The organism is Nonomuraea sp. NPDC005650 (genome assembly GCF_040605375.1).
In the GTDB taxonomy this organism is placed as follows: Bacteria; Actinomycetota; Actinomycetes; order Streptosporangiales; family Streptosporangiaceae; genus Nonomuraea.
On record NZ_JBEXCR010000098.1, the window covers coordinates 1 to 18,208 of the forward strand.

At 72.9% G+C, this 18,208-nt stretch carries 3 protein-coding genes; all 3 read left to right on the forward strand.

Annotation, left to right across the window (positions count from 1 at the left end; translation table 11 throughout):
* Positions 1-3,838 (forward strand): amino acid adenylation domain-containing protein (locus tag ABZS69_RS66045; RefSeq protein ID WP_355395126.1); only part of this gene is annotated, 3,838 nt, incomplete at its 5' end.
* Between the two features lie 2 nt (positions 3,839-3,840).
* The gene (locus tag ABZS69_RS66050) at positions 3,841-4,854 is read left to right on the forward strand and encodes a MupA/Atu3671 family FMN-dependent luciferase-like monooxygenase (RefSeq protein WP_355395129.1); all 1,014 of its coding nucleotides are present in this window, start codon (positions 3,841-3,843) and stop codon (positions 4,852-4,854) included.
* 33 nt (positions 4,855-4,887) lie between these two features.
* Positions 4,888-18,208 (forward strand): amino acid adenylation domain-containing protein (locus tag ABZS69_RS66055; protein WP_355395132.1); only part of this gene is annotated, 13,321 nt, incomplete at its 3' end.

Here is an 18,208-nt window from a genome sequence, read left to right on the forward strand (position 1 = left end):
GGTGGAGCGGCATGAGGTCTTACGGACCCGGCTGGTCGCAGACGCCGACGGCATCCCGTACCAGATCATCGATCCTCCCAAGAGCTTCGACCTGCCGGTCGCCGAGGTGGCGAGCGAGCAGGAGGCGCAGGCGCTGATCGCGGCCGACGCGGCCACGCCGTTCGATCTGGAGGCTGGTCCGCTGCTGCGCGGGATGCTGATCCGGCTCGCCGACGACCTGCACATCCTCGCCCTGTGCATGCACCACGTGATCTCCGACGAATGGTCGGCCAAGGTCTTCCAGCGGGAACTCGCCGCCCTGTACGAGGCTTTCCGGGCGGGGAAGCCGGATCCGCTGGCGCCGTTGCGGGTCCAGTACGCCGACTTCGCGCAGTGGCAGCGCGACTGGCTGACCGGCGAGACGTTGGAGGAGCAGTTGGGTTATTGGCGTCGGCAGCTGGCCCGGCCACCGGTGCTGGACCTGCCCACCGACCGCCCCCGCGCGGCCGTACGTGACAATGCCGGCGCCGCCATCACCTTCCACATCGACCCCGGGACGACCGCGGCCCTGCAGGAGCTGTCCCGCCGGACCGGCGCCACCATGTTCATGACGTTGCTGGCCGCCTACACCGTCCTGCTGGGCAGGTACGCCCGCCAGGACGATGTCCTGGTCGGCACCAGGATCGCCAACCGCAACCAGGCCGAGACCGAGGACCTGATCGGGTTCTTCATCAACACCCTGGTCCTGCGCGCCGACCTGTCCGGCGACCCGGCCTTCACCGACCTGCTCCACCAGATCCGCACCACCGCGCTGGAGGCTTACGGCCACCAGGACCTGCCGTTCGAGCAGCTCGTGGACGAGCTCGGCATCGAGCGCGACCGCTCCCGGCCGTTGCTGTTCCAGACCCTGCTCAACTACTTCACCGCCGATGACCCCGCACCCGCCGAGCAGGCGGGCACGGCCGGGGGCGGGTCGCAGAAGCAGGACGCGATCGTCGCCAAGTACGACCTGCAGCTGTTCTTCACCGAGGACAACGCGGGCGGCCTGACGGCGTCCGCCCAGTTCAGCACGGCCCTGTTCGACCATTCCACGGTCGAGCGGCTGGTCGGCCACCTGCACACCCTGCTGGCCGCCATCGCCGCGGATCCGCAGCGGCCGCTGTCGGGGCTGCCCATCCTCACCCCGGCGGAACGACGGCTGGCGGAGACGGGATGGGACGCCGAGACCGCCGAGGTCCCCGCGGCCGGCGGGGTGCACGAGCTGATCGGCGGCGCGGCCGGGGACGTGGCGCTGGTGTCCGGCACGGCGTCAATGACGTACGGGGAGCTGGAGCGGCACGCCAACCAGCTCGCCCACCACCTGATCGACCTCGGCGCCGGGCCCGAGACGGTCGTCGGGCTGTGCCTCGGCCGCGGGGCCGAGATGATCACCGCCATCCTCGCGGTGTGGAAGGCGGGGGCCGCCTACCTGCCGCTGGATCCCGCGCATCCCGCCGACCGGCTGGCGTACCTGCTCGAGGACAGCGGCGCGGCCATGGTCGTGGGCACCGGGGCCCTGCCCCAGGCGAGCACGGTCGTCGCCCTGGACGACCCGGCCACGCGGTCCCGGATCGAGGCGCGGCCCGAGTCGGCGCCGGAGGTGGCCACGGCGCCGGGCCAGGCCGCGTACCTGATCTACACCTCCGGCTCCACCGGCCGGCCCAAGGGGGTCGTGGTCACCCACGGCAACCTGGTCAACTACCTGACCGGGGTGACGGGGCGCACGGGGCTGGGCGGGCGCGGGCAGTCGTACGCGCTGCTCCAGTCGGTGGTCACCGACTTCGGCAACACGACCGTCTTCGTGAGCCTGACCACGGGCGGGACCCTGCACCTGCCGTCGCCGGAGGTGGTCGGCGAGCCGGAGCGGGTGGCCGCGTACCTGGCCGCGCACCGGATCGACCACCTCAAGATCGTCCCGTCGCATCTGGCGGCGCTCGCGCAGGTTGTCCCGGTCGGCAGGCTGCTGCCGGCCCGGACGCTGGTGCTGGGCGGTGAGGCGGCGACGCCGGAACAGATCACGGGACTGCTCGCGGAAGCGGGCGGCCGGTCGGTGGTCAACCACTACGGGCCGACCGAGACCACGATCGGCACGGCCACGATCAGGCTGGAGTCGGGGCACGTCGCGGGCGGGACGGTCCCGATCGGCACCTCGCTGCCCAACACCCGCCTGTACGTGCTGGACGGCGCGCTCGACCCGCTCCCGGCGGGCGTGCCGGGCGAGCTGTACGTCGGCGGCGACGGCGTGGCCCGCGGCTACCTCGGCCGCCCGGCGCTGACCGCCGAGCGCTTCGTCGCCGACCCGTTCGCCGGCGACGGTTCGCGGCTCTACCGGACGGGCGACCAGGCGCGTCGCCGGCCGGACGGAGTCGTGGACTTCCTGGGCCGGACCGATCACCAGGTCAAGATCCGTGGTTTCCGGGTGGAGCCGGCGGAGGTGCAGCACGTACTGGCCGGGCATCCCACGGTGGCGGCGGCGCTGGTGACCGCCTACGGCGAGGCGCACGACCGGCGGCTGGCCGCGTACCTGCTGCCCGCCGACGCGGGCAAGGGCGTGCCGCCGGTCGCGGTCCTGCGCGCCCATCTGAGCGCGGACCTGCCCGACCACATGATCCCGTCGGTGTTCATCCCGATGGCCGCGTTCCCGCTCACCTCGAACGGCAAGCTCGACCGCGCCGCGCTCCCGTCCCCGGAGACGGCGCGGCCGGACCAGCGTGACACGCACCGCGAGCCGGCCACGCCGGCCGAGGTCGCCATCGCGGAGATCTGGGCGCGGTCGCTCGGCCTGCCCCAGGTGGGCGTGACCGACGACTTCTTCGAGCTCGGCGGCCATTCCTTGCAGGTCATCCAGGTGGTGTCGCAGATCAGGAAGGCCGGGTACGCCCTCGGCGTCGCCGACTTCTTCACCTCGCCGACCGTCGCGGGCCTGGCCGAGCTGGTCGCCGGGCCTGAGGACACGGCACGGCCGCGGTCGGCGGTCAGGCTCAAGCCGGGGACGGCGGAGCCCGCGATCTTCTTCGTGCACGCCGCCACCGGCAGCGTCTCCGAACTGGCCGAGCTGGCCGGCCGGCTCGGGCCCGACCAGCAGTTCTACGGGCTGCAGGCGCGCGGGCTGGACGGCTCGGAGCCGCCGCTGGAGACCGTGGCCGAGATGGCCGCCGCCTACCTGGAGGAGGTGACGGCCGCGCAACCGAGCGGGCCGTACCTGTTCGCGGGCTGGTCGGTGGGCGGCTACATCGCGGTGGAGATGGCCAGGCAGGCCGCCGCCCGCGGGCTGGAGGTGGGCGGCGTGTACCTGGTCGGCCCGCCGCTGCACCGGGTCGCCGCCGGCCGCGTCGCCAGGCGCAAGGAGAGGAGCGAGCGCGACCTGGTACGGGACCTGATCGCGCAGCTCGACCAGGCGATCGCCGCCGGGCCGGGCACCCGGCTCGCGGCCGGCCCGCAGAAGCGGCTGCTGGAGCGCTGGCCGGTCGACGGCCCGCTGCTGGAGGCGGTCAAGGCGGGCGACACGGAGGCGCTCCGGGTGGGCCGGATGGTGATCACCCACCTGGGGGCGGTGCTCCGGCATCGCGCCGAGCCGCCGTCGGCGCCGTACGAGGGCCGGGTGGTGCTGTTCATCCCGCAGGACGACCCGGCCGACGTGCGGCGCAAGGTGGTCGTGCAGTGGCGCGACGAGCTGGCCGCCGAGCCGGAGATCGAGTACGTGCCGGGTGAGCACGCCACGGTGGTCCGCGGGCGCGGCGCCGAGATGCTCGGCACCTGGCTCCGCAGCGAGATCGTTCGCCGTTCCAACTCTTCCACCCGAGAGGCGCGTACCCAGTGAAGATGAGCCTGTCCTATTTCGCGGCCACCACCCGAGCCGAGGCCGCCTCGGCGTATCAGGTGCTGATGGACACCGCCCGCCTGGCCGACGAGGCGGGGCTCGAGGCGCTGTGGCTGCCCGAGCGCCACTTCGCGGACTTCGGCGCCCCCTACCCGAACCCCTCGGTGGTGGGGGCGGCGCTGGCGACGGCCACCCGCCGCATCGGGATCCGGGCGGGCAGCGTCGTCCTGCCGCTGCACCACCCGGCCCGGGTGGCCGAGGAGTGGGCGGTCGTGGACCAGCTGTCGCGGGGGCGGGTGGGCGTGTCGTTCGCCTCCGGCTGGCACGGCGCCGACTTCGTGCTCTCCCGCTTCCCCGTCGCGGAGCGCAAGCAGGTGATGCTGGCGGGCATCGACCAGGTCCGCGCGCTCTGGCGGGGGGAGACGCGGATCTTCCCCGACGCGCTGGGCGCGGAGATCGAGGTGCGGACGATGCCGCAGCCGGTCCAGCCGGAGCTGCCGATCTGGCTCACCTCGGGAGGGTCGGCGGCGACGTTCGAGCTGGCCGGCTCGATGGGCGCGGGTGTGCTGACCCACCTGCTCGGCCAGCCGCCCGAGGAGCTGGCCCGCAACATCGAGGTGTATCGCAAGGCCCGGCAGGGCCCGGGACGCGGGCACATCACGCTGATGCTGCACACCCATGTCCTGGACGGCTCCCGGGCCTGCGCCGAGCGGGCGCACGCGGAGCTGGCCCGGTACCTGGGCGCGTCGATGTCGCTGGTGGCGACCGACGTGGCCAACGCGCGGGGGGCGGCCGCGTTCGGCTCGATGACCGGGGACGACCGGTCCACACTCGCCCGGCAGAGCGCCGCCAGGTTCGCCGATCTGGGGCTGATCTGCACCCCCGCCGAGCTGCCCGAGCGGCTGGCGGCCGTGGCGTCGTGGGACGTCGACGAGGTCGCCTGCCTCATCGACTTCGGCTTCGACCACGAGTCGATCCTGCGGAGCCTGGACGACCTGCTGACCACGTTGGCCTGAGCGCGACCCATAACAAAGACGGAGGGGATTGCCATGCTTTCCGAGTCGAAGCAGGAGCTGCTGAAGCGACGCCTGCGCGGTGAGAGCGTGCCGGTGCGGGAGCGCGCGCCGCGCCCGGACGGGCCTGTCCCGTTGTCGTCCGCGCAGCAGCGGCTGTGGTTCCTGGATCAGCTGGAGCCCGATTCCCATGACTACAACGTGACGATGCCGCTGCGGCTGGTGGGCGAGCTGGACGAGGCGGCCCTGCGCGCGGCGCTGGACATGGTGGTGGCCAGGCATGAAGTGTTGCGCACTCGGCTGGTGGTGACCGACGGGGTGGCGCACCAGGTGATCGACCCGCCGGGCGGGCTGCCGCTGGTCAAAGCGGACGTGTCGGGCGCGGCGGAGCCGTACGAGGCGGCGCGGGAGCTCATCGCGGCCGATGCGGCGGTGCGCTTCGACCTGGCCGCCGACCGGCTGGTCCGCGGCACGCTGATCCGGCTGGCCGCCGATGACCACATGTTCGCGCTGTGCCTGCACCACATCGTGTGCGACGAGTGGTCGATCGGCCTGCTCAACCACGAGCTGGCCACCCTGTACGACGCCTTCCGGCTCGGCCTGCCCTCGCCGCTGCCGCCGCTGCCCGCGCAGTACGCCGACTACGCGTTCTGGCAGCAGGCGTGGCTTTCGGGCGAGCGGGCGGCGGACGAGCTGGCGTACTGGCGCGACCAGCTGACCGGGGCCCCGCTGCTGGACCTGCCGACCGACCGGCCGCGCCCGCCGGTGCGCACCACCGCCGGCGGCAAGGTGGACTTCGCGGTCCCGGCGGCCACCGCCGAACGGCTCAGGGCGATCTCCAGGGGCTGCGACGCGACGCTGTTCATGACGCTGCTGGCGGCCTTCACGGTGCTGCTGTCGCGTTACTCCCGGCAGGAGGACGTGGTGGTCGGCACGCCGATCGCCAACCGGGGGCGCCCGGACACGCAGAACCTGATCGGGCTGTTCCTCAACATGCTGGTGCTGCGCACCCGGCTGTCGGGCGATCCGAGCTTCACGGAGCTGGTGGGCCGGGTGCGCGCGCTGGCGCTGGCCGCCTACGACCACCAGACCCTGCCGTTCGAGCGCCTGGTGGACGCGCTGGTCCCCGAGCGGGACCGGTCCCGCACGCCGCTGTTCCAGGCGCTGTTCAGCTACAGCAGGAGCGGCGGCGAGGAGCTGGCGCTGGGCGAGCTGGACGGCGAGCGGTTCGACCTGGAGGGTACGGCCGCCAAGTTCGACCTGACCCTGACCTTCGTCGAGATCGGCGAGCAGGAGCTGGTCGGCGGGCTCGAGTACAGCAGCGACCTGTTCGACCACGCCACGGCGGAGCGGATGGCCGGCCACCTGCTGACGTTGCTGGACGCGGTCGCGCAGGCGCCCGACCGGCGGCTGTCCGAGGTTTCGGTGATCTCCGCGGCGGAGCGGGAGGAGCTGCTGCTGGCCGCCGGCGGTCCGGTGGCCGCGCTGCCCGCCGCCTTCGGCGGGGTGCACGAGCTGGTCGCCGCGGGCCGTCCCGACGCGGTCGCGGTCACCTGCGGCGCGGAGTCGCTGACGTACGCGGAGCTGGACGAGCAGGCGGGGCGGCTGGCCGGGCACCTACGCGCGCTGGGCGTGGGCCGGGAGAAGACGGTCGGGCTGTGCCTGCGGCGCGGGCCGAAGATGGTGGTGGCGATGCTGGCCGTGTGGCGGGCGGGCGGCGCCTACCTGCCGCTGGACCCCGACTTCCCGGCCGATCGCCTGCGCTACATGCTGGCCGACAGCGGCGCCGCCGTCCTGATGGGGGAGCGGACCGCGGCGGGGGAACTGGCCGGGCTGGTGCCCGCGACGGTCTGGCTCGACGAGGAGGAGCCGGCCTCCGGCGACGTCCTGTCCTGCCCCGCCGAGCCCGCCCAGGCGGCGTACGTGATCTACACGTCGGGTTCGACGGGACGGCCCAAGGGCGTGGTCGTCTCGCACGGGAACCTGGCCAACTTCCTGGCCACGATGGCCGACCGGCCCGGCCTGGGCGAGTCGGACGTGCTGCTCGCCGTCACCACGTTCGGGTTCGACATCGCCGCCCTGGAGCTGTTCCTGCCGCTGGTCAACGGCGCGCGGGTGGTGATCGCGGACGCCGAGGCGGCGCGCTCGCCGGAGGCGCTGGCGGAGCTGGCCGAACGGTCCGGGGCGACGGTCATGCAGGCCACCCCGGCCACCTGGCGGATGCTGGTGGACAGCGGCTGGCACGGCGCCCCCGGGCTGCGCGCGCTGTGCGGCGGCGAGGCGCTGTCGGCGGAACTGGCCGGCGCCGTGCTGGAGCGTACGGCCGGGCTGTGGAACCTGTACGGCCCGACGGAGACCACCGTCTGGTCGGCCCGCCAGGAGATCGCCGCGGGCGATGACGTGACGCTCGGCCATCCGATCGCGAACACCCTCCTGCACGTGCTGGACGCGCGGCTGGACCCGGTGCCCGCCGGGGTGCCGGGCGAGCTGTACATCGGCGGCGACGGCGTGGCCCGCGGCTACCACGCCCGCGCCGCGCTGACCGCCGAGCGGTTCGTCGCCGACCCGGTCGCGGGCGACGGTTCCCGCCTCTACCGGACCGGTGACCTCGTACGGCGGCGGGCCGACGATCGGCTGGACTTCCTCGGCCGTACCGACCATCAGGTCAAGCTGCGCGGCTTCCGGATCGAGCCGGGCGAGATCGAGTCGGCGCTGTCGGCGCACCCGGCGCTGGCGGCGGCGGTCGTCGTCGTCCACGGCGCGGGCGGCGACGAGCGGCTGGTCGGCTACCTGGTCCCGGCCGAGCCGGGCCACGGCGTCCCCGCGCCGGCCGAGCTGCGCGAGCACCTGCGCGTGACGCTGCCCGACTACATGGTGCCGGCCGTCTACGTCGAGCTCGCGGCGCTGCCCCGCACCCCCAACGGGAAGCTGGACCGGGCCGCGCTGCCCGCGCCGGACCTGCGCCACCTGGATCCGGCGGCCGGGTACACGGCGCCCCGCACCCCGTCGGAGGAGGTCGTGGCCGGGGTGTGGGCTCAGGTGCTGGACCTGGAGCGGGTCGGCGCGACGAGCAACTTCTTCGAGCTGGGGGGCCACTCGCTGGCGGCCGTCCAGGTGATCTCCCGGCTGCGCGCCGCGTTCGGCTGCGAGCTGTCGCTGGCGCTGCTGTTCGACCACCCCACCGTGCGGGAGCTGGCGGAGGCCGTGGAGGCGGCCGCGTCGGGGACGGTGGTGCCGCCGATCGTGCCGGTGGACCGCGCGGAGGTGCTGCCGTTGTCGTTCGCGCAGCAGCGGCTGTGGTTCCTCGACCAGCTCGACCCGGGCTCGCCCGAGTACAACGTGCCGATCAGCTCCCGCCTGCGCGGCCCGCTGGACGCCGTCGCGCTGAGCCGCGCCCTGGAGTCGATCGTGGCGCGGCACGAGGTGTTCCGCACCCGGCTGGTGGCCGAGGACGGCCTGGCCCGGCAGGTCGTGGACCCGCCCGCGCCGCCGGCGCTGCCTGTCACGGACCTGTCCGGCGAGGCCGACCCGCTCGGCCGGGCCAGGGAGCTGGTGGCGGTCGACGCCACCACCCCCTTCGACCTGGCGGCCGATCCGCTGCTGCGGGCGCGCCTGTTCCGGCTGGCCGACGACGACCACGTGCTGAGTCTGGTGACCCACCATGTGGTGTTCGACGACTGGTCGGTGACCCTCTTCCGCCGCGAGCTCACCACCCTGTACGTCGCCTACCACGACGGCCTGCCCTCGCCGCTGGCCCCGCTGGGCGTCCAGTACGCCGACTTCGCGCACTGGCAGCGGTCCTGGCTGACCAGCGACGTGCTGGGCGCGCAGCTCGACTACTGGCGCGAGCGGCTGGCCGGCGCGCCCACGCTGGAACTGCCCACCGACCGGCCGCGCCCCACCGTACGCTCCGCCGCGGGCGGCTTCGTCACCTTCCGGGTGCCCGAGCGGGCCACCGCCGGCCTGCGCGCGGCCGCCCAGACGTCGGGCGCGACGATGTTCATGACGCTGCTCGGCGCCCTGACGGTCCTGCTCGGCCAGTACGCCGACGAGGACGACGTCGTCATCGGCACGCCCATCGCCAACCGGGGGCGGGCCGAGACCGAGAGCCTGATCGGCTGCTTCATCAACACCCTGGCCCTGCGCCTGGACCTGTCCGGCGACCCCGCCTTCACCGATCTGCTGTCCCGGGTGCGGGCCACCGCGCTGGCCGCCTACACCCATCAGGACCTGCCGTTCGAGCAGCTGGTGGACGAGCTGCAGCCGGAGCGCGACCGCAGCAAGCACCCGCTGTTCCAGGTGCTCATCACGCACGGCAGGGCGGGCGCGGGCGAGAACCCGGACATGGCGGGACTGGTCAGCGAGGGGCTGGAACTGCCGACGATGTCGGCCAAGTTCGACCTCACGGTGGCCTTCACCGAGGGCGACGACGACCTGTCCGGCATCCTCAGCTACAGCACGGACCTGTTCGACCACGCGACGATCGAGCGCATGGCCGGGCACCTGCTCGCGCTCCTGGACGCCATCGCAGGCGACCCGGCCCGCCTGATCAGCGAGCTGTCCCTCACCACGGAGGCGGAACGCGAGCGCCTCACCGGCTGGGACGAGCCCACGGCACTGCCCGCCGAGACCCTCCCCGAGCTGATCTCCGCCCGCGCCGCCGCCCAGCCAGACGTCCCGGCGGTCAGCATGGGCGCGCGCACGCTCACGTACGCCGAGCTCGAGACCCGCTCCAACCGGCTCGCCCACCACCTGCGCGACCTCGACGTCCAGGCGGAGACGGTCGTCGGCCTGCGCCTGCCCCGTGATCCGGACATGGTCGTCGCCATCCTCGCCGTGCTCAAGGCGGGCGGCGCCTACCTGCCGGTCGACCCGGACTATCCGGACGACCGCATCGCCCACATGATCGGCGACAGCCGCGCCGCCCTGGTGATCGACAGCGTGACCGCCCCGGACCACCTGCCGGTCACGCCGCCCGAGATCACCGTCCAGCCCGACCAGGCCGCGTACCTGATCTACACCTCCGGCTCCACCGGCCTGCCCAAGGGCGTCGCGGTCAGCCGCCGAAACGTGGCCAACTCCATCCATTTCGAGCAGGGCGACCTGGGCATCACGCCCGCCGACGTCACCCTCCAACTGGCGTCCTTCAGCTTCGACGTCGCGGTGAGCGAGATCCTCGCGCCCCTGGTCGGCGGCGCCCACATCGTCATCGCCGACGCATCCACCCGCCAATCACCAGCCGACCTGCAGCGGCTGCTGCTCGACCGGTCGATCACGATCGCCCACATCCCGCCCACCGTCCTGCACCACCTCGATCCCGCCCTGCCGGACCTGCGGGTCCTGCTCACCGGCGGCGAGCCCTGCCCGCCGGACCTCGCCCGCGCCTGGGCCGCCGGGCGGCGGTTCATCAACGCGTACGGGCCGACCGAGACGACCATCTCCGCGACCCAGGCCAGCGACCCCGATACCGGCGCCGCGCTGCCGATCGGCGGCGCCGTCGCCAACACCCGGCTGCAGGTCCTGGACCGGAGGCTGAGCCCGGTCCCCGTCGGGGTGCCCGGCGAGCTGTACATCGGCGGTCTCGGCGTGGCCCGCGGCTACCACGGCCGGGGCACGCTGACCGCGGAGCGGTTCGTCGCCGACCCGTTCGCCGCCGACGGCAGCCGCCTGTACCGCACCGGCGACCGCGTCCGCCGCCGCCCCGACGGGCAGCTCGACTTCCTCGGCCGCACCGACCACCAGGTCAAGGTGCGCGGCCACCGGATCGAACCGGCCGAGATCGAGCACACGCTGACCAGGCACCCGGCCGTCGAGGCCGCCACCGTGATCGCCCTTCAGGACGGCGGCCAGTCGCGCCTGGTCGCCTACCTGATGCCCGCGGACCAGCCCGCCGGCCTGCCCTCCACCAGCGAGCTGCGCGCCCATCTGGGCGCGAGCCACCCCGACTACATGATCCCGTCGGTGTACGTCGAGCTGGCCGCCCTCCCGCTCACCCCGAACGGCAAGGTCGATCGCGCCGCGCTGCCCGCGCCGGACGCCTCCCGGCCTGAGCTGGCCGGCCGGTTCGTCGCCCCGCGCACCCCGATGGAGACGGCCCTGGCCGGGATCTGGGCCGACGTGCTCGGCCTGGACCGGGTGGGCGTCGAGGACAACTTCTTCGAGCTGGGCGGCGACTCGATCATCAGCATCCAGACGGTGGCCCGGGCCCGCACCGCCGGGCTGTACTTCACCCCGGCCCAGCTGTTCGAGCACCAGACCGTCGCCGCGCTCGCCCCGCTCGTCGCGCTGGACTCCTTCGCCGATGCCGAGCAGGGCCCGGTGACCGGCGAGTTCCCGCTGACCCCGATCCAGCGCTGGTTCTTCGAGCGCGATCTGCCCGAGCCCGCGCACTTCAACCAGTCCGTGCTGCTGGAGATGGACGGCGAGGTGGACCTCGCCGCGCTGCGCAAGGCGGTGGCGGCGCTGCTGCGGCAGCACGACGCGCTCCGCGCCCGCTACACCCGCTACGGCAGCGAGTGGACCGGCCGCAACGTGGCCGCCGACGCCGAGCCGCCGCTGTGGGTGGTGGACGCCGCCGCGTTCGACGAGCACGACCTGGAGGCGCGGGCCGACGAAGCCCAGGCGAGCCTGGACCTGGAAAACGGGCCGCTGGTCAGGTTCGTCCTGTTCGACCGGGGGGCGCGGGGCCGGCTGCTGCTGGTGATCGCGCACCACCTAGCGGTGGACAGCGTGTCCTGGCAGATCCTGCTGGAGGACCTCGCCCTCGCCTACGACCAGGCCGAACGCGACCTGCCGGTCCAGCTGACCGCCAAGACCACGTCGTTCAAGCAGTGGGCGCAGCGGCTGACCGAGCTGGCCGGGTCCGCCGAGATCGCGGCCGAGCTCGCGTACTGGCACGAGCAGACGTCCGGTCACCGGCCGATCCCCAGGGACCGCGACGGCGCCAACACCGTCGGCTCCGCCAGGAACGTCAGCGTCACCCTGGGCGCGGAGCAGACCGCGCGGCTGCTGCACGACGTGCCCGCCGCCTACCGCACCCAGATCAACGACGTGCTGCTGACCGCGCTCGGCAGCACCCTCACCGAATGGGCGGGCACGCCGGGCGTGCTGGTGGACCTGGAGGCCCACGGCCGGGAGGACGTCGGGGCCGACGTGGACGTCTCCAGGACGGTCGGCTGGTTCACCTCCTTCCACCCGGTGGCGCTGACCGGCGCGGGCGGCGACCCGGGGGCGGCGCTGCGCCGCACCAAGGAGCACCTGCGGGCGATCCCGCGCCACGGCCTCGGGTACGGCCTGCTGCGCTACCTCGGCGGCGGGGCAGCCCTCGGGCAGGCGGCCGAGGTCAGCTTCAACTACGCCGGCCAGACCGAGGCGGCCCTGGCCCCGGCCGGCGGCGGGCGCGTGCCAAGGCTGCGGTGGGTCGGGTCGCTCGGGCGGCCCCGCTCCGACGACGGCGGCCGGACCCATCTCATCGAGATCAACGGCCAGGTCGCCGAGGGACGGCTCACGCTGCTGTGGACGTACTCGGGCGAGATCCACGACGAGGACTCGGTGACCCGGCTGGCCCGGCGCTACATCGAGGTGCTCGGCGAGCTGATCGAGCACTGCTGCACCCCCGGCGTCGGCGGGCACACCCCCTCGGACTTCCCGCTGGCCGGGCTCGACCAGGCGGCGCTCGACCGCATCCAGCGGCGCGGCACGACCGTGCTGGAGGACATCTACCCGCTGACGGCGCTGCAGCAGGGCATGCTGTTCCACACCCAACTGGCCCCCTCCTCGGGCGCGTACTGGGTGCAGAACGGGCTGGTCCTGGAGGGCGAGCTGGACCTGCCCGCGCTCGAGGCCGCCTGGGAGCAGGTCTTCGAACGGCACCCGGTGCTGCGCACCACCGTGGTGTGGGAGGGCCTGCCGGCGCCGCTGTCGGTCGTGTCGCGCGCGGTGCCGGTCCCGATGAAGGTGCTGGACTGGTCGGACCTGGACGCGCCGGCGCAGACCGAGGCGCTGGACGCGGTCCTCGCCGCAGACCGCGCCGCAGGCGCCGACTTCGACGCCCCCACTCTGGTACGGATCACGCTGATCCGCCTGGGCGAGCGGCGCCACCACCTGGTGTGGCAGTACCATCACCTGCTGCTCGACGGGTGGAGTGTGCCGATCGTCTTCGGCGACCTGATCGAGGCCTATCACGCCGGCGTCGCGGGCGAGCGGCTGCGGCCGGCCGTGCACCGCCCCTTCCGCGACCACGTGGCCTGGGCCGTCGAGCAGGATCTCGGCGCCGCCGAGTCGTACTGGCGCTCAAGGCTGCACGGCCGCACCACCCCCACCTCGCTCCGCGTCGAGCGCGACACGGGGGACGAGGGCTGGCAGGACCACAAGGCACGCCTGTCCGCGAGCGCGACCAACGCGCTCGGCGAGCTGGCCCGCCGCCACCGGCTGACCCTGAACACGGTGGTCCAGGGCGCGTGGGCGCTGCTGATGGCGGCCTACAGCGGTGAGGACGACGTGCTGTTCGGCGTCACCACCTCCGGCCGCGGCGACCAGGTCGACGGCATCGAGTCCATGGTGGGCCTGCTGATCAACACCATCCCGGCGCGCGTACGGGTGGACCACGGCGAGCCCGTCGCGTCCTGGCTGCGGCGGCTGCAGAAGGAGCAGTCCACCGCGCGCGACTTCGAGCACACGCCGCTCGTCCAGATCAAGGCGTGGAGTGGCGTCACGGGCGGGCAGGCGCTGTTCGACTCGCTGTTCGTGTTCGAGAACTATCCGGCCGCGCGGCTGTCGGAGGGCATCACCGGCTCGGCCGCCACGGGCCTGCGGATGGAGCAGAGCTTCTCCCGCGAGCAGGCGAGCCACCCCCTCATGGTGGTGGCCGTCCCGCAGGGCGAGCTGGGCATCCGGATGCTGTTCGATCGCGCGCACTACGACGCGGACACCATCGAGCGGATGGCCGGTCACCTGCTGTCCCTCCTGGAGGCCATCGCCGACGACCCGGGTCGGCTGATCGGCCGGCTGCCCGTCATGACGGCGGCGGAACGGCACCGGCTCGCCGGCTGGAACGACACCGCGACCCCGTTGCCCGGCGGCCTCGTCCCCGAGGCGCTCAGCGCCCACGCCGCCGCCCGGCCCGGCGCGCCCGCCCTGACCATGGACGACCGGACCCTCGACTACGCCGAGCTCGAAACCCGCTCCAACCGGCTCGCCCACCACCTGCGCGACCTCGGCGTGCAGGCGGAGACGGTGGTCGGCCTGCGGCTGGGGCGTGATCTGGACATGGTCATCGCGATCCTTGCCGTGCTCAAGGCGGGTGGCGCCTACCTGCCCATCGATCCGGACTATCCGGACGACCGCATCGCCCACATGATCAGCGACAGCCGGGCCGCGCTGGTGCTCGACACCGTGACCACCCCCGACCACCTGCCCGGCACGCCGCCCGGCGTCACGATCCATCCCGACCAGGCCGCGTACCTGATCTACACCTCCGGCTCCACCGGCCGGCCCAAGGGCGTCACGGTCAGCCACCGGAACTGGGCGAACCTGATCAACGGGCAGCTCGCGGAGTTCGGCGTCACCTCCGCCGACACGGTGCTCCAGCTGGCGTCCTTCAGCTTCGACGCGGCCGTCTGGGAGATCGGCCTGGCGGTGGCGGCCGGCGCGCACCTGGTCATGACCGATGCCCTCACCCGCCGCTCCGCGCCCGACCTGCAGCGGCTGCTGCGCGATCGGGCCGTAAACGTGGCGCTGTTCCCGCCCCCCGCACTGCCCAACCTGGACCCCGGCACCCTGCCTGACCTGCGGGTCATGCTCGTCGGCGGGGAAGCCTGCCCACCCGATCTGGCCCACGCCTGGGCCGCCGGGCGGCGGCTCGTCAACGCGTACGGGCCAACCGAGGCCGCGGTCATCGCCACCACGGCGCACGATCCCGACACCAGCGCCGCGCTGCCGATCGGCGGGCCCATCGCCAACGCCCGCGTCCACGTGCTGGACCGGCAACTGCGGGACCTTCCCGTCGGGGTGCCGGGCGAGCTGTTCATCGGCGGCGCGGGCGTCGCTCGCGGGTACCGCGGGCAGCCCGCACTGACCACCGAGCGGTTCATCGCCGACCCGTTCGCCGGTGACGGCTCCCGCCTCTACCGGACCGGGGACCTCGTACGGCGGCGGGCGGACGGCCAACTGGACTTCCTCGGCCGCACCGACCACCAGGTCAAGGTTCGCGGCCACCGCATCGAGCCGGGCGAGATCGAGCGGGCGCTGGCCGGCCACGCCTGCGTGGGCTCCGCCCTGGTGACGACCTTCGGCGAGGACGCCGATCGCCGGCTGGTCGCCTATCTGGTCCCGGCCGGTCCGGACACGAGCATCCCCGCCACCGAGGACCTGCGGGCGCATCTGGCCGCCGGCCTGCCCGACTACCTGATCCCGTCGGTGTTCATCGAGCTCGCCGCCTTCCCCTTGACGCCCAACGGCAAGATCGACCGGGCCGCCCTGCCCGTGCCGGACGGCAGCCGTCCGGAGCTCGCCGGCGGCTACCAGGCGCCGGCCACTCCCACGGAGCAGTTGCTGGCCGGGATCTGGGCCGACCTGCTCGGCGTGGACCAGGTCGGGGTCCGCGACAACTTCTTCGACCTCGGCGGGCACTCCCTGCTGGCCACCCAGGTCATGACCCGGATCCGCGCGGTGTTCGGCACCGACCTGTCGCTCTCCGTCCTGTTCGATCAGCCGACCGTCGGCGGCCTGGCGCCGCTCGTGGACGGGGCGAACGGCACCAGCAGGCCGCCGATCGTGCCGGTCGGCCGTGACCGGCCGCTTCCCTTGTCCTTCGCCCAGCAGCGGCTGTGGTTCCTGGCCCAGCTGGAGCCGGACTCGGTCGAGTACAACACCCCGACGGCGATCCTCCTCGACGGTGATCTTGAAGTGCCGGCCCTGCGTGCCGCGCTGACGGCGCTGGTGGAGCGGCATGAGGTGCTGCGCACCCGGCTGGTCGCCGACGATGACGGCATCCCGTACCAGATCATCGACCCGCCCGCCGGCTTCGACCTGCCCGTCATCGAGGTGGCGAGCGAGCAGGAAGCACGCGAGCTGATCGCCGCCGACGCCGCGACGCCGTTCGACCTGGCGGCCGGTCCGCTTCTGCGCGGTACGTTGATCCAGGTCAGTTCCCAGGAGCACATCCTGGCCCTGTGCATGCACCACGTCATCTCCGACGAGTGGTCGGCCAAGATCTTCCACCGGGAGCTCATCGCTCTGTACGACGCCTTCCGGGCGGGGGAGCCGTCGCCGCTGGTGCCGCTGCCGGTGCAGTACGCCGACTTCGCCGTGTGGCAGCGCGCCTGGCTGACCGGCCAGACCATCGAGGAGCAGCTCGGTTACTGGCGGCGGCAGCTGGCCCAGCCGCCGGTGCTGGAGCTGCCGACCGACCGGCCTCGCGCGGCGATTCGCGACACCGCCGGCGCCGCCCTGGACTTCCGCATCAGTCCTGACGTGGCCAAGGGCCTGCACGAACTGTCCCGCCGCACCGGCTCGACCATGTTCATGACCTTGCTGGCCGTCTATAACGTCCTGCTCAGCCGGTATACCCGCCAGGATGACGTGCTGGTCGGTACGCCGGTGGCCAACCGGAATCAGGCCGAGACCGAGGATCTGATCGGGTTCTTCGTCAACACGCTGGTCCTGCGTACCGATCTGTCCGGCGATCCGACCTTCACCGACCTGCTCCAGCAGGTCCGCGCCACCGCGCTGGACGCCTACGGGCATCAGGACCTGCCGTTCGAGCAGCTTGTCGACGAACTCGGTGTCGATCGCGACCGCTCCCGCACGCCGCTGTTCCAGACCCTGTTCAACTACTTCGCCGTCAACGACGCCAACACGGTTGACCGGACCGAGCAGACGAGCCGGATCATCGCTCAGTTCGACCTACGAATGATCTTGGTCGAGGACGACGAGGGCGAACTCTCCGGAGCCATCGAATACAGCACGGCCCTGTTCGACCAGGCCACGATCGAGCGGTTGGTCGGTCACCTTCGGGTGCTGCTGGATGCGGTGGTGGCCGATCCTGACCTGCGGTTGTCGGCGTTGCCTGTTCTGACGGCGGCTGAGCGGCGGGCGCTGGACGACGTGAACGCTACCAGGACGGTGCTGCCTGAGGTGGGGGGTGTGCATGAGCTGATCGCGGCTTGTGCGGTGGCCGGACCCGAGACGGTGGCGGTGGCCGGGGCCGAAGGAGAGCTCAGCTACGGCGAGCTGGAGGCGCGTGCCAATCGGCTGGCGCATCGGCTGATCGGGCTGGGTGCGGGTGCGGAGACGACGGTGGCGTTGTGTCTTCCGCGTGGTGTGGATCTGGTGGTGGCTGTGCTGGCGGTGTGGAAGGCGGGTGCCGCTTATCTGCCGCTGGATCCGACCTATCCCACGGATCGGCTGGCCTTTTTGCTGGCCGACAGCGGGGCGGGTCTGCTGCTGACCACCGGGGACCTGCTGGAGGAGCTGCCTGCGGGTCGGCTGCGGACGCTGCTGGTGGACGATCCGGGCATACAGGTTATGCCGGTCACGGCTCCCGACGTGGTTGTTGTCCCGGGTCAGGCGGCCTACCTGATTTACACCTCCGGTTCCACCGGCCGCCCGAAGGGGGTACGGGTCGGGCATCGGGGGCTGGTGAATCTGGTGGTGGCGCAGCGGGAGGCGTTCGGGGTTTCGGCTTCTTCGCGGGTGTTGCAGTTTGCGTCGCCGGGGTTTGATGCGGCGGTGTCGGAGATCGCGGTGACGTTGGCTGCGGGGGCGACGCTGGTGGTTCCGGGTGCGGAGCAGCGGGTGGCCGATCTGGCCGGGTTCATCGATGGGCAGCGGGTGGATGTGGCGACGTTGCCGCCGTCGCTGCTGGCCACGCTGGACCCGGCGCAGCTACCCGGGTTGACGTTGATCAGCGCGGGTGAGCATCTGGACCCGGCGCTCGCGCGGGTGTGGGGGAGCCGGCATCGGCTGCTGAACGCCTATGGTCCGACCGAGGCGACGGTGTGCGCGACGATCGGTCAGGATCCGGCCGGGATCGGTGTGCCGATCGCCAACACCACCACTCATGTGCTGGATGCTCAGCTGGGCCTGGTTCCGGCGGGGGTTCCGGGGGAGTTGTTCGTGGGTGGTGTGGGCTTGGCCCGTGGCTATCACGGGCGGCCGGTGCTGACGGCGGAGCGGTTCGTCGCCGACCCGTACGCGGGTGACGGTTCGCGCTTGTACCGCACCGGTGATGTGGCCGTGTGGCGGCCGGATGGCCAGCTCGTCTTCCTGGGGCGTACCGATCATCAGGTGAAGATTCGTGGTTTCCGGATCGAGCCGGGCGAGATCCAGCATGCGCTGACCGGCCACCCGCACATCG